The 26,624-nt window shown below is 73.7% G+C and carries 26 protein-coding genes; 15 read left to right on the forward strand and 11 right to left on the reverse strand.

The window, feature by feature from the left end; all coding sequences use genetic code 11:
- Window positions 1–61: 61 nt before the first annotated feature.
- Window positions 62–1,129 (forward strand): zinc-dependent metalloprotease, encoded by a 1,068-nt coding sequence (locus tag A8711_RS11895; protein ID WP_043330860.1) that lies wholly within the window; start codon window positions 62–64, stop codon window positions 1,127–1,129.
- 178 nt (window positions 1,130–1,307) lie between these two features.
- Window positions 1,308–2,258 carry a tRNA lysidine(34) synthetase TilS gene (tilS, locus tag A8711_RS11900; protein WP_069088231.1) on the forward strand — a complete coding sequence of 317 codons (951 nt, stop codon included), beginning with the start codon at window positions 1,308–1,310 and terminating at the stop codon, window positions 2,256–2,258.
- A gap of 281 nt (window positions 2,259–2,539) precedes the next feature.
- Here tilS and A8711_RS11905 read toward each other — a convergent pair whose 3' ends face one another.
- Window positions 2,540–3,499, reverse strand: coding sequence for a GlxA family transcriptional regulator (locus A8711_RS11905; RefSeq protein ID WP_069088232.1), 960 nt, complete (start codon window positions 3,497–3,499; stop codon window positions 2,540–2,542).
- Window positions 3,500–3,649: 150 nt separating this feature from the next.
- On the opposite strand from A8711_RS11905, the gene A8711_RS32435 reads away from it, so the two are divergent.
- The 4 genes from A8711_RS32435 (at window position 3,650) to folE (ending at window position 7,574) form a co-directional block, all read left to right on the forward strand.
- Window positions 3,650–3,787, forward strand: coding sequence for a hypothetical protein (locus A8711_RS32435; RefSeq protein ID WP_167435576.1), 138 nt, complete (start codon window positions 3,650–3,652; stop codon window positions 3,785–3,787).
- A 99-nt stretch (window positions 3,788–3,886) separates the two neighbouring features.
- Window positions 3,887–4,462 carry a hypoxanthine phosphoribosyltransferase gene (gene hpt, locus A8711_RS11910; protein WP_013288988.1) on the forward strand — a complete coding sequence of 192 codons (576 nt, stop codon included), beginning with the start codon at window positions 3,887–3,889 and terminating at the stop codon, window positions 4,460–4,462.
- A 377-nt stretch (window positions 4,463–4,839) separates the two neighbouring features.
- Window positions 4,840–6,870 carry an ATP-dependent zinc metalloprotease FtsH gene (gene ftsH, locus A8711_RS11915; protein ID WP_043327886.1) on the forward strand — a complete coding sequence of 677 codons (2,031 nt, stop codon included), beginning with the start codon at window positions 4,840–4,842 and terminating at the stop codon, window positions 6,868–6,870.
- A gap of 86 nt (window positions 6,871–6,956) precedes the next feature.
- Entirely contained in the window at window positions 6,957–7,574 is a 618-nt protein-coding gene (folE, locus tag A8711_RS11920) for a GTP cyclohydrolase I FolE (protein ID WP_013288986.1), read from the forward strand.
- 53 nt (window positions 7,575–7,627) lie between these two features.
- On the opposite strand, the gene A8711_RS11925 is transcribed toward folE, so the two are convergent.
- Together A8711_RS11925 and A8711_RS11930 are read right to left on the reverse strand one after the other, a co-directional pair.
- On the reverse strand, window positions 7,628–8,329 hold the full coding sequence (locus tag A8711_RS11925) for a hypothetical protein (protein ID WP_069088233.1): 702 nt from the start codon (window positions 8,327–8,329) through the stop codon (window positions 7,628–7,630).
- Window positions 8,326–10,854 (reverse strand): FtsK/SpoIIIE domain-containing protein, encoded by a 2,529-nt coding sequence (locus tag A8711_RS11930; protein WP_176722801.1) that lies wholly within the window; start codon window positions 10,852–10,854, stop codon window positions 8,326–8,328. Before A8711_RS11930 ends, A8711_RS11925 begins: the two co-directional genes overlap by 4 nt.
- A 213-nt stretch (window positions 10,855–11,067) precedes the next feature.
- Here A8711_RS11930 and A8711_RS11935 point away from each other — a divergent pair, with 213 nt between their 5' ends.
- A complete protein-coding gene (locus A8711_RS11935; RefSeq protein WP_069088235.1) occupies window positions 11,068–11,625 on the forward strand; it encodes a hypothetical protein in 558 nt (185 codons plus the stop codon).
- A gap of 7 nt (window positions 11,626–11,632) precedes the next feature.
- Here the strand turns inward: A8711_RS11935 and A8711_RS11940 are convergent, their stop codons facing one another.
- Genes A8711_RS11940 through A8711_RS11970 form a run of 7 tightly spaced genes read right to left on the reverse strand, consistent with a single transcriptional unit; the run spans window position 11,633 to window position 20,029 of the window.
- Window positions 11,633–12,232, reverse strand: coding sequence for a hypothetical protein (locus A8711_RS11940; protein WP_069088236.1), 600 nt, complete (start codon window positions 12,230–12,232; stop codon window positions 11,633–11,635).
- Window positions 12,233–12,242: 10 nt separating this feature from the next.
- Window positions 12,243–13,418 carry a M23 family metallopeptidase gene (locus A8711_RS11945; protein ID WP_069088237.1) on the reverse strand — a complete coding sequence of 392 codons (1,176 nt, stop codon included), beginning with the start codon at window positions 13,416–13,418 and terminating at the stop codon, window positions 12,243–12,245.
- Entirely contained in the window at window positions 13,415–13,975 is a 561-nt protein-coding gene (locus tag A8711_RS11950) for a hypothetical protein (RefSeq protein ID WP_069088238.1), read from the reverse strand. Before A8711_RS11950 ends, A8711_RS11945 begins: the two co-directional genes overlap by 4 nt.
- Window positions 13,972–15,909 (reverse strand): hypothetical protein, encoded by a 1,938-nt coding sequence (locus tag A8711_RS11955; protein ID WP_069088239.1) that lies wholly within the window; start codon window positions 15,907–15,909, stop codon window positions 13,972–13,974. The genes A8711_RS11950 and A8711_RS11955 overlap by 4 nt, the downstream gene beginning before the upstream one ends.
- A 1-nt stretch (window position 15,910) precedes the next feature.
- Window positions 15,911–19,288 carry an ATP-binding protein gene (locus tag A8711_RS11960; protein WP_069088240.1) on the reverse strand — a complete coding sequence of 1,126 codons (3,378 nt, stop codon included), beginning with the start codon at window positions 19,286–19,288 and terminating at the stop codon, window positions 15,911–15,913.
- Window positions 19,289–19,337: 49 nt separating this feature from the next.
- Window positions 19,338–19,700 (reverse strand): hypothetical protein, encoded by a 363-nt coding sequence (locus tag A8711_RS11965; RefSeq protein ID WP_013288977.1) that lies wholly within the window; start codon window positions 19,698–19,700, stop codon window positions 19,338–19,340.
- Between the two features lie 14 nt (window positions 19,701–19,714).
- Window positions 19,715–20,029: a hypothetical protein gene (locus A8711_RS11970; protein ID WP_043327895.1), complete on the reverse strand. Its 315-nt coding sequence runs from the start codon at window positions 20,027–20,029 to the stop codon at window positions 19,715–19,717.
- A gap of 359 nt (window positions 20,030–20,388) precedes the next feature.
- On the opposite strand from A8711_RS11970, the gene folP reads away from it, so the two are divergent.
- The 7 genes from folP (at window position 20,389) to A8711_RS12005 (ending at window position 25,067) form a co-directional block, all read left to right on the forward strand.
- The gene (folP, locus tag A8711_RS11975) at window positions 20,389–21,327 is read left to right on the forward strand and encodes a dihydropteroate synthase (RefSeq protein WP_083296993.1); all 939 of its coding nucleotides are present in this window, start codon (window positions 20,389–20,391) and stop codon (window positions 21,325–21,327) included.
- A complete protein-coding gene (gene folB, locus A8711_RS11980; protein WP_043327897.1) occupies window positions 21,324–21,683 on the forward strand; it encodes a dihydroneopterin aldolase in 360 nt (119 codons plus the stop codon). Before folP ends, folB begins: the two co-directional genes overlap by 4 nt.
- On the forward strand, window positions 21,680–22,207 hold the full coding sequence (gene folK / locus A8711_RS11985) for a 2-amino-4-hydroxy-6-hydroxymethyldihydropteridine diphosphokinase (protein ID WP_043327898.1): 528 nt from the start codon (window positions 21,680–21,682) through the stop codon (window positions 22,205–22,207). Before folB ends, folK begins: the two co-directional genes overlap by 4 nt.
- A gap of 85 nt (window positions 22,208–22,292) precedes the next feature.
- The gene (locus tag A8711_RS11990) at window positions 22,293–22,781 is read left to right on the forward strand and encodes a DUF3180 domain-containing protein (protein WP_104114026.1); all 489 of its coding nucleotides are present in this window, start codon (window positions 22,293–22,295) and stop codon (window positions 22,779–22,781) included.
- A 115-nt stretch (window positions 22,782–22,896) separates the two neighbouring features.
- The gene (locus tag A8711_RS11995) at window positions 22,897–24,129 is read left to right on the forward strand and encodes an ABC transporter permease (protein WP_043327900.1); all 1,233 of its coding nucleotides are present in this window, start codon (window positions 22,897–22,899) and stop codon (window positions 24,127–24,129) included.
- A 60-nt stretch (window positions 24,130–24,189) separates the two neighbouring features.
- Complete coding sequence (locus tag A8711_RS12000; RefSeq protein ID WP_030502043.1) at window positions 24,190–24,492, forward strand: hypothetical protein; 303 nt, start codon at window positions 24,190–24,192, stop codon at window positions 24,490–24,492.
- An 83-nt stretch (window positions 24,493–24,575) separates the two neighbouring features.
- On the forward strand, window positions 24,576–25,067 hold the full coding sequence (locus tag A8711_RS12005) for a hypothetical protein (RefSeq protein WP_069088242.1): 492 nt from the start codon (window positions 24,576–24,578) through the stop codon (window positions 25,065–25,067).
- A gap of 2 nt (window positions 25,068–25,069) precedes the next feature.
- Here the strand turns inward: A8711_RS12005 and A8711_RS12010 are convergent, their stop codons facing one another.
- A complete protein-coding gene (locus A8711_RS12010) occupies window positions 25,070–26,062 on the reverse strand; it encodes an ABC transporter ATP-binding protein (RefSeq protein ID WP_069088243.1) in 993 nt (330 codons plus the stop codon).
- Window positions 26,063–26,064: 2 nt separating this feature from the next.
- On the opposite strand from A8711_RS12010, the gene A8711_RS12015 reads away from it, so the two are divergent.
- Window positions 26,065–26,624 (forward strand): ABC transporter permease (locus tag A8711_RS12015; RefSeq protein ID WP_069088244.1); only part of this gene is annotated, 560 nt, incomplete at its 3' end.

A 26,624-nucleotide genomic window follows, 5' to 3' on the forward strand; every position in this document is an offset into this window, starting at 1 on the left:
GGGCGTCGATCGGCGGGCGCGAGCCCGGGTGGGGGTGTTCCGGCGCGGGTACGGTGGGTTCATGGCGCAGTTCGTGGACTGGGATCTGGCCGCCGCGACAGCGGGGGCGCTGAGCAAGTCGGGCCCCCGGGTGTCGTACGCCGAGGCCACCGACGTGGTCGGCGACCTGCGCCGGCTGACCGAGGAGGCGGCCGGGCACGTCGCCGACTACACCGGCCTGCGTCCGCAGGTCGCCCACCCGCCGGTACGCGTGGTCGACCGCCGGGACTGGGCCGCGGCGAACATCGCCGGGCTGCGTGAGGTGGTGTCCCCGCTCGTGGAGCGCCTCTCCGGCGACAAGCGGCCGGGCGCGCTCACCGAGGCGATCGGCTCCCGCGTGACGGGTGTGCAGGCCGGCACCGTGCTGGCGTACCTCAGCGGCCGCGTGCTCGGCCAGTACGAGGTGTTCGCCGGTGACCCCGGCCAGCTGCTGCTGGTGGCCCCGAACATCCTCGAGGTGGAGCGGAAGCTCGGCGCGAACTCGCGCGACTTCCGGCTCTGGGTGTGCCTGCACGAGGTCACCCACCGCACCCAGTTCACCGCCGTGCCGTGGATGCGCGCGTACTTCCTCGGCGAGGTGCAGGCGTTCGTGGACGCCTCCCAGGGCGGCGAGCACCTGCTGGAACGGCTCCGCCGCGGCGTGGCGACGCTCTCCGACGCGGTCAAGGACCCGGAGAGCCGGGCCAGCGTGCTGGACATCGTGCAGACCCCGGCCCAGCGCGCCGTGCTGGACCGGCTGACCGCGCTGATGACGCTGCTGGAGGGGCACGCCGAGTTCGTGATGGACGGCGTCGGCCCGCAGGTCATCCCCAGCGTCGAGTCGATCCGGGCGGCGTTCAACCGCCGCCGCGAGTCCGGCAACCCGCTGGAGAAGGCGATCCGGCGGCTGCTCGGCATCGAGGTCAAGATGCGCCAGTACGCCGAGGGTCGCAAGTTCGTGCACGGCGTGGTCGACCGGGTGGGGATGCCGGGCTTCAACAAGATCTTCTCGTCGCCGCTGACGCTGCCGCGCCTGGACGAGCTGGGCGACCCGGACGCCTGGGTGAACCGCGTACACGGGCCCGCCGGTGCCACCCCGCCCCTCGGCTGACCCGCCCGGCCCGGGTGGTTCGCCCAGTTCGGTCGGTGCGCTGAGTTCGGCTGGCTCGGTCGTGCCGGGCGGTCCCGCCGGCTCGGCGGATCCGGCTGGCTCGGTGGATCGCCCCGGCCGGGCTGATTCCGGCGCGCGATCGCGCCGCTCTCCGTCGCCCGCTCCCGCCGTCGCCGCCGTGCGGCTCGCCGTACGCCGGACGCTGACCGGCCTGCCCGGCGCCGGACCGGTGCTGGTGGCCTGCTCCGGCGGCGCCGACTCGCTCGCGCTCGCCGCCGCCACCGCGTTCGTGGCTCCCCGCCTCGGCCGCCCGGCGGGCCTGGTGACAGTCGACCACGGCCTGCAGCCCGGCTCCGCCGAGCGGGCCGAGGCGGTCGCCGCCTGGGCCCGCTCGGCCGGGCTCGACCCGGTCGAGGTGCTTCCGGTACGGGTGGACGGCCGGCCCGGCGGCCCCGAGGCGGCCGCCCGCGAGGCCCGGTACGAGGCGTTGGTCGCGGCGGCCCACCGGCACCACGCGGCCGGGGTGCTGCTCGGGCACACCCGGGACGACCAGGCCGAGACGGTCCTGCTCGCGCTGGCCCGGGGCGCCGGGCCACGAGGGCTGTCCGGGATGCCGGAAAGTCGTGATCTCGACGGGGTATCCCTGCTGCGCCCACTGCTCGACATCCCACGTGCCGACACCCGGGACGCCTGCGCCGCGCTCGGGCTCGACCCGTGGGCGGACCCGCACAACGCCGACCCCGCGTACGCCCGGGCCCGGGTCCGGTCCGACGCGCTGCCGGCACTCGTCGACGCGCTCGGGCCGGGGGTGGTGGCGAACCTGGCCCGTACCGCCCGCCTGCTCGCCGCGGACAACGCCGCGCTCGCCGCGCTCGCGGACGCCGCGCTGGCCGACGTCCGGGCCGACGGCCGTGCGCTCTCCGTCGACGGGCTGGCCGGGTTGCCGGCCGCCGTCCGTACCCGGGTGCTGCACACCTGGGCCCGCGAGCTGGGCGCCGCGCCGGCCGCGCTGTCCCACAGTCACGTGGCAGCGCTGGACGCCCTGGTCACTGATTGGCGCGGCCAGGGCCCGGTGCACCTGCCCGGCGGCCACCAGGTACGCCGCCAGGCCGGTCACCTCCTGCCCTGACCGGTGATCCAGCCGGGTTCGCGCCGCCACTCCGGCGGCCTGGCGCCCCGCGGCGTCTCGCCCCTCCCGCCTCGCCTCGCCTGGCAGTGATCAAGGACTTTGTGTCCACTTCACGCCTCCGGCAGCCCGCAAACTCCTTGATCGCGGGTGCGGCGCGGGAAGCGGGCCCACCCGGGGGGCGGTGATCATGAGGTTGACGGGGAGGAAACGGACGAAATCCACGGTCAACTTCATGATCGCCGGGGTGGGCCGGGCCGGGTGGGCCGGGTGGAGGGGGAGCGTCAGGCGGTGGTGCGTTCGCGGAAGGTGGTGCGGTAGGCGAGCGGGGTGGTGCCGACGCGGCGGGTGAAGTGGTGCCGCAGCGCCGCCGCGTCGCCGAAGCCGGCCTGCTCGGCGACGCCTTCCACGCTCAGCGTGGTGTCCTCCAGCAGGTGCCGGGCCAGCAGCACCCGCTGGTTGGTCAGCCAGTCGTGCGGGGTGGTGCCGGTCTCGGCGCGGAACCGGCGGGCGAACGTGCGCGGGGCCATGCCGGCGCGCGCGGCCAGCTCGTCCACTGTCACCGGGTGGCGGAGGTGCCCCATCAGCCACTCCAGCACCGGTTCCAGGGTGGGCGCCTCGGGGGCCTTCGGGATGGGCGCCTCGACGTACTGGGACTGGCCGCCGTCGCGGTGCGGTGGGACGACCATCCGGCGGGCCAGCCGGGTCGCCACGGCGGAGCCGTGCTCCTGGCGTACCAGGTGCAGGCAGGCGTCGATGCCGGCGGCGGTGCCGGCGCTGGTGAGCAGCCGGCCGTCCTGCACGTAGAGCGAGTCGCACTGCACCTGGGCGGCCGGGAAGCGTCGCTGGAGTTCGTCTGTGTAGCGCCAGTGGGTGGTGCAGGCACGCCCGTCGAGCACGCCGGCTTCGCCGAGGACGAACGCGCCGGCGCAGACGCTGAGCAGCCAGGCTCCGCGGTCGGCGGCGCGGCGCAGCGCGGCGAGCACCGGTTCGGGCACCGGGGCGCCGTCGGCGTGCGCGGGCACCGCCACCAGGTCGGCCTCCTCGACCACTGTGAGGTCGGCGGTGGGGGCGAGCAGGAATCCGGAGCGGCTGCGGACCGGGCCGCCGTCGGCGGTGCAGACATCGAACCGGTAGCTGGGGAAGCCGTCGGCGGTGCGGTCGGTGCCGAAGACCTCGGCGAGCACGCCGAGCTCGAACGCGGCGACCTGGTCCATGACGATGACGGCGACCGAGCGGAGCATGTGACGAGGGTAACCCGACCGGTGGCAGTAAATCGATGCCCAATGACATTCCTGCCACTGTCCGTATCGGTCGGTGGCTCGCAGAATCAATGGTGTCCGGTGCGCACCGGCGGCGAAAACCGTCTCAACCATGCGAAAGCGAGCGCCGCCATGACCGTTCTGTTGTTCCTGCTCTTCCTGCTTCTCCTCGTCGGGGCCAGCGCCTTCGGGCTCACCGCCGACACCCGCGACTCGGCCGACTGGAAGCCGAGCGATGACGGGCAGCGCTGGCGCTCCCGTACCTGCTGAGGTGATTTGTTCAGATCGCGCCGAAAATCCCCGGCGGGACCGCGCCAAAAGGAGCGGCCCCGCCGACGGCCGCCGTGGGGCGTACGGCAGGCTAGGAGCATGGCTGACGGCTCCTGGTACGACGCCGACATCGACCACGTGATCATCTCGGAGGCCCAGATCCGCGACAAGACCGCGGAGCTGGCCAAGCAGGTCTCGGCGGACTACGCGCACGTCGAGGACGGCCTCCTGCTCGTCTGCGTGCTCAAGGGCGCGGTCATGTTCATGGCCGACTTCGCCCGCGCGCTGGGCCGCCAGGGCCCGCCCGCCGAGCTGGAGTTCATGGCCGTCTCCTCCTACGGCCAGGGCACCACCTCGTCCGGCGTGGTCCGCATCCTCAAGGACCTGGACCGGGACATCGCCGGCCGGCACGTGGTGGTGGTCGAGGACATCGTCGACTCCGGTTTGACCCTGTCCTGGCTGCTGCGCTACCTGGAGTCGCGCTCCGCGGCCAGCGTCGAGGTGGTCGCGCTGTTCCGCAAGCCGGACGCGGTCAAGGTGCAGGTTCCGGTCAAGTACGTCGGATTCGACATCCCCACCGAGTTCGTCGTGGGCTACGGCCTCGACTTCGGCGAGCGCTACCGCGAGGTGCCCTACGTCGGGGTGCTCAAGCCCGAGGTGTACGCGCGGGCGTGAGTTCCGCCGAGCCCTTCGTCAGCGGACATTCAGCGGGCTCTCAGCCTTCCGGTCTACGGTAGGGGCCGGTGACGTGGAGGCACCCTCCACGCCCGACCCCTCGAACCGCTGACCGTGCGGTATGGGTGGGCCGGGTGCGGAGCTCCCCGCCACGCCGGCCCAAACCCGGGTTCGCCCTGCGCGTAAGTGACGGGCTCGCAAGCTCGCTCGTCGCGCGTACGGTGTACCGTCGAATGACCGTGGTGCGGCAGTTTGCGTGCCCCGGGGGTCGGGCCGGCCCGCACGGCGGCCCCGGCCGCCGCTCAAGGCGGCGACACCATTCAGACGGTCAGGACGTCGATCAGGAGGATGCGGGCGCCTCGGCACCCGACAACAGCATGGAACGTACGCGTTTCTTCCGCCGACCGGTGGTCTGGATCATCCTGGTCATCCTCGGCGCCGTTGTGCTCAGTCAACTGTTCACCGCTGGTCCCAGCTACCACCGGGTGGACACGTCTGTCGCGCTCGACCAGCTCAACAAGGGCGGCATCGAGAAGGTCGTCTTCCAGGACAAGGAGCAGACGCTCCAGCTCGACCTGAAGGACAAGGCCAAGTTCGGCGACGACACCACCACCGACAAGATCGAGGCGCAGTTCCCGTACGAGGTCGGCGGCCAGGTCTGGAACCAGGTCCGCGAGGCCGAGGCGGCGGACCGGATCACCGGCCCGGTCGACACCAAGGTGTCGTCGGACAGCATCTGGGTCAGCCTGCTGGTCAACCTGCTTCCCATCGCGCTTCTCGTGCTCCTGCTGCTGTTCTTCATGTCGCAGATGCAGGGTGGCGGCTCGCGGGTGCTCAACTTCGGCAAGTCCAAGGCGAAGATGATCACCAAGGACACGCCGAAGACCACCTTCGCGGACGTGGCCGGGGCCGAGGAGGCCGTCGAGGAACTGCACGAGATCAAGGACTTCCTGCAGAACCCGGCGAAGTACCAGGCCCTCGGCGCCAAGATCCCGAAGGGCGTGCTGCTGTTCGGCCCGCCCGGAACCGGCAAGACGCTGCTGGCCCGCGCGGTCGCCGGCGAGGCCGGGGTGCCCTTCTACTCCATCTCCGGCTCCGACTTCGTCGAGATGTTCGTCGGCGTCGGCGCCAGCCGTGTCCGCGACCTGTTCGAGCAGGCCAAGTCGAACGCCCCGGCGATCGTCTTCGTCGACGAGATCGACGCGGTCGGCCGCCACCGTGGCGCCGGCATGGGGGGCGGCCACGACGAGCGGGAGCAGACGCTCAACCAGCTTCTGGTCGAGATGGACGGCTTCGACACCAAGGGCGGCGTGATCCTGATCGCCGCCACCAACCGGCCGGACATCCTCGACCCGGCGCTGCTGCGCCCGGGCCGGTTCGACAGGCAGATCCCGGTCGACGCCCCCGACATGGAGGGCCGCAAGGCCATCCTGCGGGTGCACGCCAAGGGCAAGCCGTTCACGCCCGACGTCGACCTCGACGCGGTCGCCCGGCGTACCCCGGGCTTCAGCGGCGCCGACCTGGCCAACGTGATCAACGAGGCCGCGCTGCTCACCGCCCGTAAGGAGCAGCGGGCGATCACCAACGACTCCCTGGAGGAGTCGATCGACCGGGTGATCGCCGGCCCGCAGCGCCGGACCCGGGTGATGAGCGACCAGGAGAAGAAGATCACCGCGTACCACGAGGGTGGGCACGCGCTGGTCGCCTGGGCGCTGCCGCACGCCGCGCCGGTGCACAAGGTGACCATCCTGTCCCGGGGTCGCTCGCTGGGTCACACGCTCGTCCTCCCGACGGAGGACAAGTACACCCAGACCCGGGCCGAGATGATCGACACCCTGGCGTACGCGCTCGGTGGCCGGGCGGCGGAGGAGCTGGTCTTCCACGAGCCGACCACCGGCGCCGGCAACGACATCGAGAAGGCCACCCAGCTGGCCCGCGCGATGATCACGCAGTACGGCATGAGCTCCAAGCTCGGTGCGATCAAGTACGGCACCAGCGGCGACGAGCCGTTCCTCGGCCGCAACATGGGCCACGAGCGGGACTACTCCGACGCGGTGGCCGCCGAGATCGACGGCGAGATGCGCGCGCTGATCGAGCTGGCGCACGACGAGGCCTGGGAGATCCTGGTGGAATACCGGGACGTCCTGGACAACATGGTCCTGGAGCTGATGGAGAAGGAGACCCTCTCCACCGCCGACATGGCCCGCATCTGCGCCCGGGTGGTCAAGCGCCCGCCGATGGCCCCGTACCACGGCTTCGGCAAGCGTCAGCCCTCCACCGAGCCGCCGGTGCTCACCCCGGCCGAGAAGGAGGCGCTGGCGACGCAGGCCCGCGCCGACGCGGCCGCCTCGATCGGTGGTTCCAGCTCGATCGGTGGTTCCAGCAACAACTCGGACGGTACGCACTGAACAGCGATCCGACGACGGCCGGCTCCCCGCACAGGGAGTCGGCCGTCTCCGCGACCGAGCCCGACGGCGACGACGCGCTCGACTACGTGGCCGCGCGCCTGATCAGCGGAAAGCTGACAGGCGGCCCGGTGGAGGACAGCGTCGACCTCGCCCGGATCGAGAAGGCGGTACGCGAGATCCTCATCGCGGTCGGCGAGGACCCGGACCGCGACGGCCTCCAGCAGACCCCGGCCCGGGTCGCCCGCGCGTACGCCGAGCTCTTCGCCGGCCTGCGGGTCGACCCGGCGCAGGTGCTGCGCACCACGTTCGAGGCGAACCACGAGGAACTGGTGCTCGTCCGGGACATCGACGTGATGAGCCTCTGCGAACACCACCTGCTGCCGTTCCGGGGCAGCGCGCACATCGGCTACATCCCCGGCCCGGACGGCCGCATCACCGGCCTGTCCAAGCTGGCCCGGCTGGTCGAGGTGTTCGCCCGGCGGCCGCAGGTGCAGGAGCGGCTCACCTCGCAGATCGCCGACCTGCTGATGTCCAGCCTCGCCCCGCGCGGCGTGATCGTGGTGCTGGAGTGCGAGCACATGTGCATGGCGATGCGCGGCATCCAGAAGTCCGGCGCGAAGACGATCACGTCCGCGGTGCGCGGCGGCCTGCAGAACGACGCGAAGTCGCGGGCCGAGGCGATGGCACTGATCATGGCGCGCTGACCCTCGACCGACACCGACGGCCGCGTACTCCCGCCCGGGAGACGCGGCCGTCGTCAGCTCGGCAGCATGGCCAGCAGCAGGCCGGCGGCGGTGAGCACGGCCGGGATCAGGCAGACCAGGGCCCCGAACCGGGGCGTGCGGTCCACCCGGTCGGTCGGACGCGGGCGGAAGAGCCGCCCCACCGCGAGCCAGCCCAGCATGAACGCGACGGCCGGCAGTGGCAGCCCCACCAGCAGCGCCAGCACCGTCACCGCCCCCGGCCCGGCCACCGCGTACAGCACGAGCTGGAGCAGCGGCACCACGAGCGCCAGCGGCCCGTACACCAGCAGGTTGCGCGGCCGGGACGGCCACCGCGCCAGCCGGGTCAGGCCCCGCGCGGCGAGCGTGTCGTCCGCCGCGTCCGCCCAGTCCCCGGCGGCGCGCAACGCCGCCAGCACCGCCGACGGCCCACCCGCCATCGACCGGGCCGCCTCGGTCACCTCCGGCGGCGTCGGTACCAGCAACAACGCCGGTACGCCCAGCTCACGCAGCCGGGACTGCTGCGGCGCCAGCCGTTCGCGTACCGCTGTCAGCTCCTCTCGGGCCGCCGCCACCGACCGCGCCTGCTCCCCGGCGGCGGTGGCCGCCGCCCGGCGTACGCCGTCGAGCGCCCGTGCGGCCGCGACGTACTCCGTCCAGGCCGACTCGGCGGGTTCCGCCACTGTTGTCGGTCCGCCGTTGCGGGGCCCGGGCACGGTCGTGCCGGTCTCGCTCATGCCGAACCCTCCCCGGCGCCGAACGGCACGAAAACGGTGCCCTGCTCGTCCGGGCCGTCCCAGAGCATCGCGCGGCCCGGCCGGGGCCGCCACCAGACCGGACGGTCGAAGAGCTGCTCCAGCCGCCCGCCCGGCACGTCGGTGACCGCCACGGCGGTGAGCTTGTCCAACTCACCCTCCGGGCCGAGCAGCCCGGCCAGCGGCGCCGGCGTCCGCCACCAGCCGAGCAGGTGCCGCCCGGCCGGCGGGCCCTCCAGCAGCAGCGACCGCAGCAACTCCGGCGGCAACTCGGTGGCGTCCGGCACGTCCACCCCGAACACCACCAGGTAGCCGGGCTCGTCCGACGCCATCGCGGTCCGCAGCCCGGCCGCGTCGACGGTCTCCACCCGATGCCGCCCGGCCAGTTCGGCGGCCAGCACCCCGGCCGGCTCGGCCGACCCGTTCGCCAGCGGCGCCAGCACGAACCGGGCCGCGCCCGGATGCGCCGCCGCCGCGCTGCGGACCGCCGTCACCAGCAGCCGCTCGGCCTCCTCGTCCCGGCCCAGGACGGCCAGGTTGCGCCCGGCGCCCGGCCCGAGCGGCACCGTCACTGTGGAGCGCCGCACGTCCACCGCCCGGCCCAGCAGGGCGGCGGGAGCGTGGGCCCGGCCGGCCAGCGCGGCCCGGTGCCGCGGGTCGTTGGCGAGCAGCGGGCGGGCGTACCCGGCGAACACCACCGGCGGCGTCGCCGACTCGCCCCGCGCCTCCCAGAGGCGTCGCCGCAGGCCGGCCAGGACCTCCGGATCCTCGTACGGGTCCGGGAAGCGGATCATCCGCTCATGCCCGCGGGTCGCGCCGCGCGGACCGCCCAGACCGCCCGCCGTGTTCACCACCGCGCTGCCCACCGGCAGCCCGGCCGCCGAGTCGTTCGCCGGCTCCAGCACCGCCGAGCCGCCGGGCAGTGCCACCCGCACCGGGAACTGGCCGAGCAGCGGATCCCGCGGGCCGCCGATGCCCAGGTCACCCTCGCCCGCGAGGACCAGGTGGATGCCGTACGACCGGCCGGCGCGGGCCAGCGCGTCCAGCCGGGCCAGCAGGTCGGCGGCGAGCCGGTCCCGCTCGCGCAGCACCAGCGGGAAGTTGTCGATCACGCAGACGATCCGGGGCAACGGCTGGTGCTGCCGCAGCTCGGCGTAGCGCTGCCCGCCGGCCCGCCGGGACGCCTCTTCGCGGCGGCGCAACTCCGCCTCCAGCTCGCCGAACAGGTCGGCCACGTACTCCCGGTCGGCCGCCATCGCGGCGGCGCGCACCTGCGGCACCCAGGAACGGTCCCGCTCGGTCTGCAGGAACTCCACGAAGGACTCGCCGTCGGCCAGGTCGGCCAGGTAGAGCGCCAGCTCGTCCGGGCCGTACCGGGCGGCGAGCCCGAACAGCGCGTCGGTCAGGAACGCCGACCGGCCGGCCTGGCCCCGGCCACTGACCAGCCAGTGCGGGGTCAGCTCGGTGAAGCCGAGGCTGACCGGGCGCCCGGCGGCGTCACCCACGGTGGTGCTCAACCCGTCCGCCGAGCCGTCGGTCCAGAAACCGTCCGCCGGGAGCAGGTCACCCAGCGAGAGGCGGGAGCCGTCCTCGATCTGCCGGACCAGCCGCGCGCACACAGCGGCGACCAGTTCGGCGGGCGGGTCGTCGTCCAGGAACACCGGCGAGTTCAGCCCGCCCGGCGGCTCCGCGCCGGGACTGCTGAACCCGGCGCCGGGCGGGTCGCCGACGAGCGCGTACGCGGTGCGGACCGTGATCGCCGTGGCGCGCGGCAGCGGACCGCCGTCCGGCCAGCCGGCGACCACCAGATGCAGCCCGGCCCGGGGCCCGCCCTCGGCCAGGCCGGCGAGCCGGTCCAGGTCGGCAGTGGTAGTACCCTCCGGCAGCGCGGCCACCACGAGCAGCAGCGTCCGGTCGTGCGCCCGCTGCCGGGCCGTGCCGGCGGCCACCCACTGCTCCGCCTCGGCCAGCACCGCGCGCATCCCCGCGAGGTCGGTGGCGGGCGGGGGCAGCAGGCCGGCGTCGGCGAGCGGCGCGTACCCGGCGAAGGTGTCACCGGAACCGCCGTCCACCGCGCGAGCCAGCAGCGCTCCCGCCGGCGTCGCCGCGAACACGCGCAGCAGCAGCGCGCGGAGCAGCCCCGCCACCCGAGGGTCCGAGGCGTCGGCGTCGAGGCTCACGTGACCACTGCCGAACAGAGGCGCGAGCGCGGGGAACCGGGCGTCGTCGAGCGGCGCGGCGGTGCCCATCCGGACCAGTGGCGGCGGGCCGTCACCGGGTGGCGTCGCCGCGGTCAGCGTCTCCAGCGGACCGCCGGCCCAGCCCGGCGCGGCCAGTTCAGCAGCCGCGCGCAGACGCTCGGCCAGCTCGTACTGCCGGTGATGGTCGGCCGGCGCGGGCCGGATCTCGTCGAGGATGCCCGCCGCCGCCGTCGCGGCGGCCTCGGCCCGGCGGTGCAGCGCGGCGGCCCGGCCGGCGCGCGCCTTCGGAGTCGCCACCGCGTCCACCTCTCTTCCCGAGGCCGACATGTCCTCCCCGAGGTGTGACGGTAACCCAGCCGGGGGCCGTCCACCGGGATGTCGGTCGGCGCGGTGAGCTGGTCGGCGGTGAGCAGCCTCACCCCGCCGCCGGGCGGCCTCCGCCCGGCGGTTCGCCACGATCCGCCGGTTCCAGGCATTGGGTACGCGACGCGCAGCCGATAGCCTCAGGAGGTGGAATCAGTGCAGCCCCCCGCCGGTTCCCAGGTGTCCCGAGTACCGGCGCAGCGGACCCCGCCGGAGCAGTTGGCGCCTCCCGCGCCCGCTCCCGCGCCGGTACGCCCCAAGCGGTCGCTGCGGACGGTCGTCGGCGTCGTCGCGGGGGTGCTGGCGCTGCTGTGCACGGGTGGAGCGGTGGCCGGATTCGTGCTGTACGACCGCGCGACAGCGCCGGACCGAAGCGCCCCCGACGTCGTGGTCGACAACTATTTGCGAGCTTTCCTCGTGGACCGCAACGACACGAGAGCTGAGGAATTCGACTGCGCGGGGAGGGCGGACGCTGACGCATTGCGTGCGTTTCGCGAAGACCTCGTCGCCCGTGAGCAGCGCTTCAACACGACGATCTCTGTGAGCTGGGGCCCGCTGGCCGTCCAGCAGTCCGGGGAGTCCGCAGTGGTCGAGGTCGAACTCATCATCTCTGCCTCCGTCGATGGCATCTCACAGAGAGATCGACAGAGATGGCGGTTCGAGACGAGACGCGAGGACGGTTGGGGCGTCTGCTCGACGCAGCGCGCCGGTTGACTTCCGGCTATTCCAGCCATAGCAGGTGCACCGGCACCTCCAACGTGGTCGGTGCCTGACCGCGCCAGGCCCACCGGTACCACTCCAGTTCCGGCGTGACCCGCACGCAGATGTCGCCGTCCGCCCCGGAGTAGGTCTCGGTGACGGCGCGCAGGTCACGCCGTTCCACGCCGTTGTCCACGTGCACCACGCGCCGGCCGGTCACCGCGTCGGCCTCGAACACCGGGGTGGGCGGCCGGCGGTTCGGGGCGTCCAGCGAGACCAGCCGTATTCCCGAGGGGGCTGGTGCGGTCGGCGGGGGTCGCTCGCCGATCGTCTCCACCCAGACCCGTTCCACGGGCACCAGCGGGGCGAACACCTCCACCTGCTCGGATTCGGCCCGGTACCACTCGTGCTCGGGGATGACCGGCACGTAGGTGCGGCTGCCCTGCACCACGCGCTCGTCAGCCCGCAGGTCCCCGCGCCAGCCGAGGCCGGGAAGGCCGACGAGTACCCGCCGGCCGCGCAGCTCGGTTCCGCTCGTGGCGGGCACCGTCTCGACCGGCCGGGGCGGCAGCGGTGCCCAGTCCGGCCGGTCGGCGAACGGGTCGGGCAGGGGGTTGCTCATCCGCCCGGCCTCACTCGGTCTCGCCGAGGGGCGCGCCCCGCTTGCGCATGAAGGGCACCGGGTTGTCCGCGCCGTTGCTGGACCGGTCGCCGTTCCTGTGCACCTCGAAGTGCAGGTGCGGGCCGGACGAGTTGCCGCTGCTGCCGGAGAGCCCGATGACCTCGCCCGCCGCGACCGACTGACCCGGCACCACCCGGGGACGCTCGACCATGTGGCAGTAGCGGGTGATGAACCCGCCGGCGTGCAGGATGTCCACGAACCATCCGCATCCGCCCTTGTTCGGCCAGCCGTCCCGGTCGCAGTCCTTCCGCCCGGCGCTGTCGGGATCGCAGCGGGCCACCAGCACCCGGCCCGCCGAGGCGGCGTGGATCGGCGTGCCCTTCGAGGCAGCCAGGTCCACGCCGTGGTGGCTGGGACGGGCGGTGGTCCGGAAGCCGGAGACCACGCCGCCGGGCAGCGGCGCGGTCCAGCCGGAGGCGGCGATCCGGTCTCCGGCCGCCGCGTCGCACACGGCCTTGCCGGCGATCTCCACGGTCCGGGCGGCGCCGCCGGCCAGCGCGTCGACGATGCGTCCGGCCAGTTCCTCGTGTTTGGCGTAGGCATCGGGGTAGGCGCTCACCTGGACCTGCTGGGCCACGACGGTGAGCGGGCGCTGCTGCCAGTTCGGCACCTTCACCATCTTCTGGTAGAACTTCCGGGCCGTGTACGAGGGCGTCATCCGCTGCTCGACGCTGCCCCACCCGGGCCGCTGCTGGAACAGGCCGAGCGAGTCGTGGTCGGCGCCGACCCCTTCGTGCGGCAGCGCCAGCGACGCCGGGACCGTGCTGTTCGCCAGGTTGCGCAGCGCTGATTCCTGCATGGCGGTGGCCAGCGCGATCACCCAGCCGCGGGCGGGGACCTTCATGTCCTGGCCGACCTTGATGATGACCGCTGCGTTGCGCAGCTGACGCTCGCCGTACTCGGCGAAGCGCGGCATGTCCCCGGTCAGGTTCACCTGGTAGGCCGGGTCGCAGCTCAGGGCGGCGAGCTTCGGGTCGTCCCCGTCGCCGCCCAGTTCGGTGAGGAAGAAGGCGCCGGCGCCGCCGACGCAGCAGAGCAGGGCGAGTGCCGCCGTGACAGCGGTGGCGAGCACGCCGACCCGCAACTTCCGGCGGACCTGTCCGGCGACGGCCGGGCCGGCGGTCACGACCGCTCCCAGTCGACGGCGTCCACCAGCCAGGGGCCGTCCGGTGCGACGAGTTCGAGCCGGAGCGTGCCGTTGTCCAGCGGGACGAGCGCCTCCACGAAGGACTCGGTCCGGGGCCGGAGGGCGGGCGCGCCTGTCGTCTTCCGTGCCGGCACTGTCTCCGGGTCGGCGTCTGTCATCTTCTCCGCCAGCGCGGGGGTGGAGAGCGGTCGAAGCCGGGCCTGCCAGGCGTCGCCGGTGCTGCCCGGGCCGCTCAGCCACGCGGTGGTGAACCGCCCGGCGACCTGCTCCGGCGTGGCTTCGCCCGGCCGGGTCTTCGGGGCGACAGCGGTCGGCGGGCTGGCCAGCACGCCGTCGTCACCGGCCTCCGGGTCCGCGGTGCTGATCGGCTGGCTGGGCCGGCTGGTCAGGCCGAGCCCCGAATCGCCGGGCCCGCCGACCAGGCGGGCCGCGCCGATCACACCGAAGACCAGCACGGCGATCACCAGGGCGATGCCGAGCCTCGACCGGAGGACCCGGGTGAAGAGGAACTCCAGCGCGCGCCGCACCGGACTCACCGGGCCTCGGAGCGGATGCGCGGCGCCGGCCGGGCCGGGGCGGTGCCGCGGCCCGCCGAGTCCGGCCGGTAGACGGCGTAGGAGGGGACCTCCTCCGGCACGTCCGGCTCGGTCCAGGTCGACGGCGCGCGCCGGGGTCGGGGCGCACCGGCCGGACTCCCGCCCGGCCGTCCGCTCGCGGGCGCCCCCTCCGGCCGTTCCCGTCCGTCCGGTCGCTCCCGTTCGGCCGGTGTGGCGCTGTGCGCCGGATCCTCGTGGCGGGCCTCCGGCCGGAGGCTGCGCTGATCGGCGGTGACGGTACGGCGTCTGCCGATGGTCGGCTCGTTGGTGCCGCCGGGCTCGGCCACGTCCAGCCGGGCGGCGATCCGCATGTCCCGGAAGAACCGGCGGTGCCAGGAGCCGGCCGAGCTGACCGCCTCGCTGCTGTCCTTGCCGCCGAGCTGGGTGATGCGGCGGTACGGCCGCAGGAGCAGCCAGCCGACCACGCCGCAGAGCCAGACCAGGACCACCTGGAGCCAGCCGGGCAGCGTGGCGGTGTTCATGATCAGGTCGACGGCGAAGAGGTAGATGGCCGCGCCGGTGCCGAAGATGGCGATGTTGAAGAYGGCGGCGACCACCGCGTTCGCCAGCCGCCGGAGGCCGGCGCTGGCCGGGCGCATCAAGCCGACCGTGCCGAGGATCGGCGCGGCGATCACCGCCCAGCGGAAGATCAGGAAGCCGAGCAGCACCAGCAGAGACGCGGTGAGGTCGAACATGGCGAACAGCACCGAGGCCAGCACCGCGATGAACCCGGCACCGATCCGGTCCATGTCCTTGGTGCCCTTGAGGTACTCGTACGCCTCCGGGTCCTCGGTCTTGATCTGCTCGGCGACACGGGCCCACTGCTGCTGCTTGGCCTTGATCGTGCCCTCACGGGTTGCCGGATTCTGGCGGAGCTTCTCCGACTCCTCCCAGGTCAGGGACTTCGCGTCGTAGAGCGCTTCGCCGTACTTCTTGGCGGTCTCGCTGTCCGCCGAGCCGAGCACGCCGCGCAGCCAGTTCCGGTAGAGCATCGTCTCGGTGGCCGTGTCGCTGGCGCGCACCGCGGGTGGCCGCTTGTCGACGCAGGCGCTCGGGTTCGGCAGCGCGCACTTGTCCGGCGGAACGGTTTTGGAGGAGGGGCCGACCGCGTCGTGTACCACGCCCAACGTGCTGATCAGCGTGCTGTCGGCCATGTTCGCGGACTTGACCGGCCAGGCGGCCAGCGCGGTCACCGCCACCATCACCAGCAGTGCCCAGCCCGCAGTGGTCATCGCGTTGCTCATGTCCGACTGGCGGGACCGCCAGAGCAGGTAGAGGCCGACCACGCAGACCGTGATGATGCCGAAGACGCTGAACACCTTCTGGTAGACGGCCTTCGTGGCCTGCTCCACCAGCGGGTCGGCCCAGCTCCACATGGTGCGCGGATCCCAGGCGCGCTCCCGCAGCGCGTTCGAGGCACCGATCACCGCGTTGGCGAACATGAACTCGCCGTTGGCGACCATCGTGGTGAAGCGGTAGTCGGGATGCAGCACCGAGGAGGCACAGCCGCYGTCCACGTCGTACGTGTTGTAGCTGTACCCGGCGTACCCGTAGTGGCTGTAGAGGCCACTCGGCCCGAGTTCCTTCGCCGAGTCGGGCCGGGACGCGAACCAGCCGGCCAGGCCCGAGTCCGGCGCGGCGGGCACCGGCGCGTTGCGGCACTCGACCTGGTCCTCGCTGACCGCCTTGAGGCGGCCGACGCAGGCGCGGAAGTCGGCCTGCCACTCCTTGGTGCTGCACAACTCGGCCCGCGCCTGGGTGACCGGCGCGGCGGCGTACGCGGGTGTGGCCGCACCGATCACCGGCCAGGAGATCGTGGCCCCGGCGAGTACGCCGAGCGCGAGGAGGAGCGCCGCGATCCGTGCCCTCGCCATGTCACGCCTCCAGGTCAGCCAGGACGGTCGGCAGTATCCCGGCGGCCTGGGCGACCGCGGCGGGGGTGGTGTCCAGGTGCTCCAGCAGCCCGTCGACGTACGACACGTCGACCCGGACCTTCTGCACGCGACCGTCGACGTCGCGCATGACGAACTCGCGGAAGCCGAGCCGGTTGGCCGACCCGCTGTCCGCCTGGGAGAGCGAGGCGAGTGTGGCCTCGTAACCGTCGTCGACGGGCACCCGCAGCAGGCGCAGCGCCTCGGAGGCGATCTCGCTGTCCTCGGCGATCCGGCCGACGAAGACGGTGGAGACGAGGTTCTGCACGTCGAGGCCGAGGATGTCCTTCGGGTTCTGCGAGGCGACGAGCGCGGCGAGGTTCCACTTGCGGGAGTCGCGGGCGAGCCGGACCAGGAACGACCGGCCGGAGCGCCAGCCCTCCATAAAGTGGGCCTCGTCGAGGCCGACCAGTTTCCGGGAGGACATCGACCCGCCGTAGCAGCGGCGTACGGCCAGCCGGTGCGCGGTGTGCAGCATCGGCAGCGCGAGCGCCTCCTCGGCCGACCAGTACTCGCGCTCGATCTTGAGGTCGGGGAGCCGCAGGCCGGCCATGGTGATGACGGTGAGCGCGGCGTCGGCGCCGAGCAGCCCTTCCGGTGGCCGGCCGAAGAAGAGCATGGCCAGCGGCATCTCGGCGGTGTCGAGCAGCAGGTGGGCCAGCTCGCGCCCGGCGTCGTCGTCGAGCCCTTGCAGGCAGGTCACCACGTCGTCGAGCGTGGAGGTCTCCTCCGCGGGAACCTGGCGTACGGCGTGCCGGAACAGCGTGGCGGTGGACGCCTCCCGGGCCACCTGCGGCGGCACCAGCATCATGCAGATGTCCTGCACGAGCATCCGGCGCTCGGCGCGGGCGTTCGACACGGCGATCTCGAACTCGCGGTCACCGGCCGCCCCGGCGCCGAACTCGGTGCGCAGCGGCGTCGGGATCAGCGCGTACGGCGCCAGCGTGCCCTGCTCCGAGCCGGTCAGGTTGAGCACCCGGGAGTACGGGGCGAGCTCGGGCATGGCGCAGAGCCGGGCCAGCGGGCCGGACGGGTCGAGCAGCGTCACCTGCGCGCCACGGCGCGCTGCCAGGTAGCCGAGCGCGCCGAGCAGCGTCGACTTGCCACCACCGGGTTCGGCGACGAAGACGGCGAGGCCGGAGCGTTCGCGTACCTCCATCGGGAAGTGCAGGTCGAGGAAGACCGGACGGCGGCAGGTGCCGGCGGTACGCCCGATCAGGTCGCCGCGCCGGTCGCCGACTGTGGACGCTGCCTGCGGCAGCGCGGCGGCGAGCAGGTTGACCGGCATCCGCCGGACGTAGCCGGTGTTGGCGATCGGCTCGCCGGGGATGAACTCGCGGGCCAGCCAGTCCTGGTTCTTCGGGTGCTGGAGCGAGATCCGCAGCTCACGGGAGTAGAGCTGGATGAGCCGCCGGGCCCGCTCCAGGCACTCCTCCCGGGTACGGCCGCCGACCGCGATGCGGTGCCAGCCGTGTGCCCGGGCCGAGTCGACGGGCAGGCCGGTGGTCATCTCGTCGCCGATCACCAGCGCGCGCTTGGCCAGGCGTTCCAGCTCGGGCGGCGCGTCGATGCCGTGCTCGGCGTAGTCGAGCTGCTGGGAGCGGATCATCCGCAGCCGGTGTTCGAGGTTCCGGAACGAGTCGTTGGGGCCGAGGATGTCGACCCGGGTGGACAGCTCCATCGGCCAGGGCAGCCGCTCGTGGAAGTGCAGCCAGGGCTCGTGCCGCTCGGGGATCTCCAGCGGCTCCATCCGGCCGACCGCGAGCACCGCGACGTGGCGTTCCTCGCCGGTCATCCGGTTGACCAGCTTCACCGTCGAGCCGTACGGGGTGCGGTAGCGCTCCACCTGCTCGGTGAGGGCCAGCAGGTCGCCGCGTTCCCACCGGCCGTTGGTGATCGGGGACAGGACGCCGGGCGGCGCCATGCACAGCGCCACCGACCGGTAGAGCAGCCATTCCAGTTCGGGCGCGGTGACCCGCCGCCCGCGCATGCCGAACGCGCCGAGGACCTCGTCGAACTGCTCGACGGTACGGCTCAGCCGGCGCCGCTCGCCGTCGGCGGTGCCCCGGCCGAACGTGCGGAGCAGACGTTCGGTGAGCGAGTCGCCGAGCGACCGGCGGGCGAACGTGACGCCGAGGTAGGTCTGGCCCTCGGCGTGGTTGACCGCCATCAGGTGCCGCTGGGCGGCGACCAGGTGGTCGGCCCAGCCGGTGGTGCCCGGTACGTCGGGCAGCGGGGCGGCGGTGTGCGCGTCGATGGTGCGGGCCCACTCGTCGGCCGGGAAGGGCCGGGTGGTGCGGCGCAGGTGCAGCCGGAACCCGGCGAGTCCGGCGTACTGCTCGGAGATCGCCGAGAGCAGTGCCTCGCGTTCGGCGTCGGGCCGGAACGCCCACCGCACCTCGGGCAGCCAGTACCAGGCGGTGACGGTGTTGGGGGTGAAGGTGAGGTGGCCGGCGATCTCGGTGATGGCCAGCTCGACCGACGGGTCCCGGTCACCGAACTTGATCTTCGGGGCGCGGACCCGGACCGGCTTGGTCGGCCGGTTGCGGCGTTCCGGCGTGCGCTGCCGGGGCGGCGCGACCTCGCGGTGCGCCGGACGGCCGACCTCCCGCGACGGCGCGGCGCCGGTCGCGAGCGGTTCCGCCGACGCGAGATCCGGTTCCCGGTACTCGGCGGGCGCGGGTCCGGGCGCGGCGATCTGCGGGGGCGGTGGGAGTGTCGGCTCCGGCTCGGCCGGGGGCCGGAGCGCGGGCAGCCGGTCACCGGCCTGCTGCGGCACCCGGCTCCGGGACGGCGGGGGCGAGGCGAGCGCGGCCGGCGGGTCGGGCAGGGCCGGCTCGGCCGGCAGCGGTGCGGCGCGTGCGGGCTCGGGCCGGGGGCGTCCGACCGCGCGTACCCCAGGGGTCTGCTCGCGGGCCGGGGGTTCCGGCTCGGCCCGCGGCGCGGGCTCGACCGGCGCGGCGTGCTGGTGCGGGATCGGCAGGGGCTCACGGCCGACGCCGCGGCGGGGCGGCGCCACCACCGGCTCGACCGGCGGGGGCGGGGTGGGGGCGGGTCGCCGGACCCGGGGCTGCGCGCCGCCGAAGAGGTCGAGGAAGGGCGAGTCGATGTCGCCGTCGGGGCGTACCGGCTCGCGGGGCGTGATCGGTCGCGGCGGTTGGAAGACACCGACCCGGCTGTGTCCCGGGCTGGTGACGAGCGCGCCGTCCAGGACGACCTCGTCCAGATCCTCGTCCGGTGGGTAGTCGAACGATCGCTGACGGTTACCATTCGGCCCGGCCGGACGCCCGGCCGGGGAACCCGGCGTGGAAGAGCGACTCATGCGACCGCCTCACCCGCGTCGTTCGTCTGCACGGTTGTCGTACGCCCGGTCATGCCAGTTCCTCCCGGATCCTGATCCGGCTCGCGACGAGCCGCGGATCCCGCTGCTCGGTGGCCGGTTCCCGGGTGCGTCGCCAGTCGGTCAGCGCGGTCCGGATCACCATGCGCGCGGGCCGGTCCGGGTCGACGTACCGGAAGATGAACGAGGTCGTCACGATCGCCAGCGAGATCTCCCAGGCGGGGAAGAGCTCGACCTGGAGCGTGAACAGCCAGTGGATGAACATGTAGAGGGGTACGAGCAGCATGAACAGGCCGTACTGGGCGTACGGCAGGTGAACGGGAAGGGTGTACCCGGGCGGCCCCAGGTAGACGAGGCGTGCCCGGTAGATGTCGTCGTCGGTGCGCAGCCGCATCGTCGCCCAGCGTCCTACTCGAAGATCAGGTTGATCAGGTAGTCGCCGACGAAGAAGAGTGTGGCGGCGCCGGCGATGAAGGCCAGGCCGATGATGGCGATGGCCGAGCTGGTCAGCACCTTGGAGATCTCACCCCGGCTGGCCCGGCCGATGAAGATCACCCCGAGGACGGCGAGCAGGATCGGTGCGATCTTACTGGCGAAGAAGGTGACGACGTTGTCGGTGTCGATGCCCTTCGGAGCCGGCTCGGCGAGTGGAGTCGACGCCAGGGTGTGGAGCGCGTGGTCGACGGCGCTCGACGCCGCTGCCATGAGCTCGATGGCGATCACTGGAAACCTCCCCAGGGTCGCGGCCGGCGGTGCCGCGTTGGTGCAAGTAGGCAAGCCTGGCGGGATGGTGCTCGGCGGACACGGAAGTGGTCAACGCTGTGTCCGTGACCCACCACGCTGGGTGGTGAGTTTTGGGCGGATTCTTCCCGCTTCGGCCCTCCCTCCAGGCTTCGCCATCTCGATGCTGGGCAATTCCAAAGCGTACGGCCCGGCCACCTTTGCGACAAGCCGCGAAGAGTCGACCGTGAATCGCCCGGAAGACCGATCGTACACCTGTTCCAATCCGCATGTCAGGGCTGCTGCGTCGGCGGCTCGCCCGGTCGCCGGAAGCCCCGCCCACGAGCGGTACTGTCGGCTCCGTGACCGATCTGGTACGGGCGGAGACCCCGGTGGTGATGGGCGTCCTGAACGTCACGCCCGACTCCTTCTCCGACGGCGGCAGATACGCCGATCTGGACGCGGCAGTCGCACACGGGGTGCGACTTCGCGCCGACGGCGCCGACCTGATCGACGTGGGCGGCGAGTCCACCCGGCCCGGCGCCGAGCGGGTCGACGCGGAGACGGAGACCGCCCGGGTGCTGCCGGTGGTCCGTGAGCTGAGCGCCGCCGGCATCGTCGTCAGCATCGACACCAGCCGGGCCCGGGTCGCCGAGGCGGTCCTCGCCGCCGGCGCGTACCTGGTGAACGACGTCTCCGGCGGCCTCGCCGACCCGGACATGGCCCGGGTGGTCCGCGACGCCGGCTGTCCGTGGGTGCTCATGCACTGGCGGGGGCACTCGCGGGAGATGCGCGAGCTGGCCACGTACACCGACGTGGTGACCGAGGTCCGGGACGAGCTGAGCCGGCGGGTCGAGGCCGCGCTCGCCGCCGGGGTGGCCGCCGACCGGATCGTCGTCGACCCGGGTCTGGGCTTCGCGAAGACCGCCGCGCACAACTGGGCGCTCAGTGCCCGCCTGCCCGAGCTGGTCGACCTGGGCTTTCCGGTGCTCTTCGGGGCCAGCCGCAAGTCCTACCTGGGCCGGTTGCTCGCCGACGCGGCGGGCGAGCCGCGGCCCACCGCCGGGCGGGAGGCCGCGACCGTCGCGACGAGCGTGCTCGCCGTCGCGGCCGGCGCCTGGGGGGTACGCGTGCACGACGTCCGCGGCACCGCCGACGCGCTCGCCGTCTGGCAGGCCACCGGCAGCCCGCGGCTCGTCACCGCGACCGGCAGGCGGCCCGCGACCGCGCCGCCGACCGAAGCGGTCACCCGCAGCCGCCAGGCGGAAGCGGCCACCGGCGCGAGTGGAGGCGACAGGTGACCGACCGGATCGAGCTGACCGGCCTGCGCGCGCACGGCCGGCACGGCGTCTACGACTTCGAGCGCGCCCAGGGGCAGGAGTTCGTGGTCGACGCGGTGCTCGAACTGGACCTGGGCCCGGCCGCCCGCTCCGACGAGGTGACCGACACCGTGCACTACGGGGAACTCGCCGAACGGCTGGTCGCGGTGATCACCGGCGAACCGGTGAACCTCATCGAGACACTCGCCGACCGGCTGCTCGCGGTCTGCCTGGCCGAGCCGCTGGTCGCCGCGGCGACGGTGACCGTGCACAAGCCGGAGGCACCGATCCCGCACGCCTTCCGGGACGTCGCCGTCACGATGAGGCGTACCCGGTGACCCGGGCCGTGCTGTCGATCGGCAGCAACCTGGGCGACCGCCTCGGCCACCTGCGCGGCGCGGTGGCCGCGCTCGGCGACCGGGTCCTGCTGGTCTCCGGTGTCTACGAGACTCCACCGTGGGGGGACGCGGACCAGCCCGCGTACCTGAACGCGGTGGTGATGGTCGCGGACCCGGCGGCGACGCCGGAGGACTGGCTGGCCCGCGCCCGGGCCGCGGAGGCGGCGGCCGGGCGGGCCCGCGACCCGGAGCGGCGGTACGGGCCGCGCACGCTCGACGTGGACGTGATCGCGGTCTGGGACGACGCCGGCCAGCCGGTGCTCCGCGACGACCCCGAGCTGACGGTGCCGCATCCCCGGGCCCACCTGCGCGCGTTCGTGCTGCGCCCGTGGATCGACGTCGAGCCGCACGGCCGGCTGCCCGGGCACGGCTGGCTGACCGATCTGCTCAACGCCGAGCCGCTGGCCGGTGACGCCCTGGAACTGAGCCCACGACCCGATCTGACGCTAGAGTCGGACACATGACCCGCAGGAGCGTGGCCCGGCAGTGGCGAGCTGAGGAGGCGCGGTGAGCACCGACCGCTCCCCGCAGGGGCCCGACCGCTTCCGGATGGGGCCGACCCGGGCCTCCACGCTCGTGGTGGCCGGCCTGGCCGCCGCCGCGGTGGCCTGGCTGCTGATCAGCGGCTTCTACTACGACTTCGCGCCCGACCTGCCCTGGCTGCCGGTGATCACGCTGGCCGGCCTGGCCGTGCTGGAGGGCTACGCGGCGGTGAACACCCGCAGCCGGATCGAGCGGCGGCCCGGCCGCGAGCCGGTGAACCCACTGCTGGTCGCCCGGTTCGTGGTGCTGGCCAAGGCGTCCGCGCTGGCCGGTGCCATCTTCGCCGGCTTCTACGCCGGCCTGACCGGCTGGCTCTTCGTGGAACGGACCAATGCCGCCCAGGGCGATCGGCCCGCCGCGCTCGGCGGTCTGATCGCGTCGCTCGCGCTCGTCGCTGCCGCGCTCTGGCTGGAACGCTCCTGCCGGGTGCCGGAGCAGGAGGACGACGAGGACCGCGAGCCGGGCGACCGCGAGACGCCGCGCGGGCGTCTCTGATCCGGGGTTCCCCACACCCCGGCCCGGCGGTACCGTCCCTGGCGACCGGAGAGCGACGGCCGCCACGGTCCGCCCGCCCGTGGGCCGGACGCGGCCACCTGGGAGGCGCGGGTCTATGGCGTACGACGACGCGGGTCGGACAGCGCCGCCGGAGACATCGTCCGGCGTGCCCGCCGCCGTACTGGAGCACGTCTTCGACGACCCGGCGCACGGCGAGCCCGGCCGGGACCGCATCGCGGTGCACGTGCTCTGGGAGTTCGTGCTGCTCGCCGCGCTGGTCGCGGTGACCTGGCTGCTCTGGCGGGAGAACGCGGACGCGCTGCGCGGCGGCTCCCTGAAGACGCTGCTCGTCGACGTGGCCGCGCTCGGCCTGCTCACCCTGGCCGCCGGCCTGAGCCTGCGGGCCGGCGCGGTGAACCTGGCGGTCGGCCCGGTCGCGCTGGCCGCCGCGCTGCACTTCGCCGAGCAGGGCGACCGCGGCATGCGGGAGGCGCTGCTGCCGGCGCTCGCGGTGGCGGCGGCGGCCGGGCTGGCGCTCGCGCTGGCCGTGGTGGTGCTGCACGTGCCCGGCTGGGCGGCGAGCCTGGCCGGGGCGGCCGGCGTGATCGTCTATCTGGAGCGCCGGAGCGTGCCGGTCGCGGTGCAGAGTGACTACGACCCGCGCCGCAACGCGCTGTACCTCTTCGTGGGCTTCGCCGCGGTGGCCGTCCTCGGTGGCCTGTTCGCCGCGATGATGCCGGTGCGCCGGCTGATCGGCCGGTTCCGGCCGGTCGCCGACCCGGCCCGGCGGCGCGGCGCGGTGGCCGCCACGGTGACCGCGCTGGCGCTGGTCGCGTCCACCGTGCTGGCGGCGCTCGGCGGCGTGCTGATCGCCGCGAACGGGGACGGCGCCGTCGCGCCCGGCACCGGCCTGGACTGGACCGTGCTGGCGGTCGGAACGGTGATGCTCGGCGGCACCAGCGCGTACGGCCGTCGCGGCGGCATCTTCGGCACCCTGCTCGCGGTATGCCTGGTGGTGGTGTTCCTGGCCTGGACCGTGCCGCAGGGCTGGTCGGTCGGCCGGTGGGCGCTGGGCGGCGCCACGCTCGGCGCGGGGCTGCTCGTCACCCGGCTGGTGGAGACGTTCGGCCGGCCCCGCCCGGCGCCGCCGGCGACTGTGGGACCGGTTCCGGTCCGCCCGCTGCGGGACGGCGCGACGAGCGGCGGTTGGGGGATGACCCCGGCGCCCGAGCCGGCCGACACCTGGCCGTCGGTGCTGCCGGTACGCCAGAACGACACCCCGGTGGAGGCCTGGGAGGCCCCGCGCTGGGAGAGCGAGCCCCGGCGCTGGGACGCCGACGAACGCTGACCCGACCGCGGCCGTGCGTCCGGCGCGCCGGAGCTGATCTCGCCGGTTAGGCTCGGCGGCATGAGCGAGACTCCTGCCCCCGGCGGCCGCACCTTCGACGAGCTCGACAAGCTCTCCACCGAGGAGTTGCGCGAGCAGGCGTTCAACCTGGCCCGCGAGCGTCGCGACGTGGGCTTCTTCTGGTCGGTCCTGCGGCACCTGCCAAACGCCGACGAGGCCGCCGCGCTGGACGGCGCGCCGAACTCGATCGGCCCGACCATCGACGAGGCGAACGCGCTCTGGCGCGAGCTGACCGGGCACGGCTACGAGGAGTCCGCGCCGTTGCTGCGCGCCGCCTTCATCGACTACCTGATGAAGCACTGACGTCGATGACGACCCGCCGGCCGGCGACGGCCGGACGGTTGCGCAGGTTTGCCCGGCGCGACCGGCCGGGAACTGACCGCCGCATGGCTCTGAGCAACCGCCCCCGCGCCGTCTCCCGGTACGGCACGGCCGCCGGCACCGGCACCCTCGCCGCGTTCCTGCTGGTCGCCGTCGGCGGCAGTCCGATGTACGTGGACTGGGCGCAGCGCGCCACCGACCCGACCGGGGCGGGGGGCTGGTTCCTGYGGCTGCTGGCCTGGCCGTCCTGGCGGTGGCACGCCGACGAGGGCGTGTTCGCCACCAACCTGCGCGCGATCCTGCTGATCGTGCTGGCCGCTGCGCTGCTCTACCTGCTGCCCGGCCCGCAGGTCGACCGGGTGGCGTCCTCGGGCAGCCAGTTCCTCTCCGGCTGGGGCGCGTACGTGCTCGCCGCCGGGCTCAGCGCCCTGCTCGCCACGCTCCTCGGCCCGCACGGCTCGCTGTTCGCCGCGTTCCAGTCCGCCAGCACCGGCGTCACGTACGGCTTCTTCGCCGGCTGGATCGTCGGGCTGGCCAGCCTGGGCGGCCGGGCCTGAGCTCAGTCCACAGCGCCGAGCGCCAGCACCCGGGTACGGGCGAGCAGGCCCACCGCCCGGCCCTCCTCGGTCACCACGGCGTGCTCCGCGCCGGAGGTGAGCAGCGCGCCGAGCGCGTCGTACGCCGAGTCGCCGAGCGCCACATTGGGCAGGCCGGCGCCCCCGTCGGCCGGGAGCGGGTCGAGGACGGCGCGGGTCACCGGGGTCACCGCGAGGCGCCGGATGCCCCGGTCGGCGCCGACGAACTCGCGGACGAAGTCCGAAGCGGGTGACCCGAGCAGCGCGGCGGGCGTGTCGTACTGCTCCAGCCGGCCGCCCTCGGAGAGCACCGCGATCCGGTCGCCGAGCCGGACCGCCTCGTCGAGATCGTGCGTGACCAGCACGATCGTCTTGCGTACCTCGGCCTGCAGGCGCAGGAACTCCTCCTGCAGGCGGGTCCGGACGATCGGGTCCACCGCGGAGAACGGCTCGTCCATCAGCAGCACCACCGGGTCGGCGGCGAGCGCCCGGGCCACCCCGACCCGCTGCCGCTGCCCGCCGGACAGCTCGTGCGGGTACCGCCGGCCGAACTGGGCCGGGTCGAGGCCGACCAGCTCCAGCAACTCGCCGACGCGGGCGCGGGTGCGCTGCTTCGGCCAGCCCAGCAGTCCCGGCACTGTCGCCACGTTCGCCGCGACGGTCTGGTGCGGGAAGAGGCCGACGTTCTGGATGACGTACCCGATGCGGCGGCGCAGCGCCACCGGGTCGACCCGGGTGACGTCGTCGTCGCCGAGCAGGATCCGCCCGCCGGTCGGCTCGATCAGCCGGTTGATCATCCGCAGCACCGTCGACTTGCCGCAGCCGGACGGGCCGATCAGGACCACCAGCTCACCGGCGCCGACCTGCAGGCTCAGCTCGCGTACCGCCTCGGTGCCGTCCGGGTAGCGCTTGCGGATGCGTTCCAGCGTGATCGACGCCGCGCCGTGTCCGGCAGCGTCCCCCGGGGTACCGTCCACCTGTGTCCCTCCACCTGAGCTACCGGGCCGACCCGGGTAATCCGTGGTTCTCCTGGCAGTACGTGCGGGACAACTCTGACACGATCCTGGCCGCGCTGCGTGAGCACACCTGGCTGACCGCCCGGGCCGTGGTGATCGCCGCGCTGGTGGCGCTGCCGCTCGCGGTGCTCGCGTACTGGTTCCGGTCGTTGTCGGCCTCCATCCTTGCGCTGACCGGGGTGCTCTACACCGTCCCGTCGCTGGCGCTGTTCGCCTTCCTCGCGCCCTACCTGGGCATCGGCGCGATCACCGTGCTCACCGTGGTGGCGCTGTACGCGCTGCTGGTCATCGTGCGCAACGCGCTGGCCGGGCTGAACCAGGTGCCGCCGGAGGTGCGGGAGGCCGCCGAGGGCATGGGGTACGGCCGGTGGGGACGGCTGTTCCGGATCGAGCTGCCGCTGGCGCTGCCCGGCGTCCTCACCGGCGTACGGCTGGCGACGGTGTCGACTGTCGCGCTGGTCACGGTGGGTGTGGTGGTCGGCCGGGGCGGGCTCGGCCAGCTCATCTTCGCCGGCTTCCAGAA

The sequence above is a fragment of the Micromonospora sp. II genome (assembly GCF_001709195.1).
GTDB lineage: Bacteria > Actinomycetota > Actinomycetes > Mycobacteriales > Micromonosporaceae > Micromonospora > Micromonospora chalcea.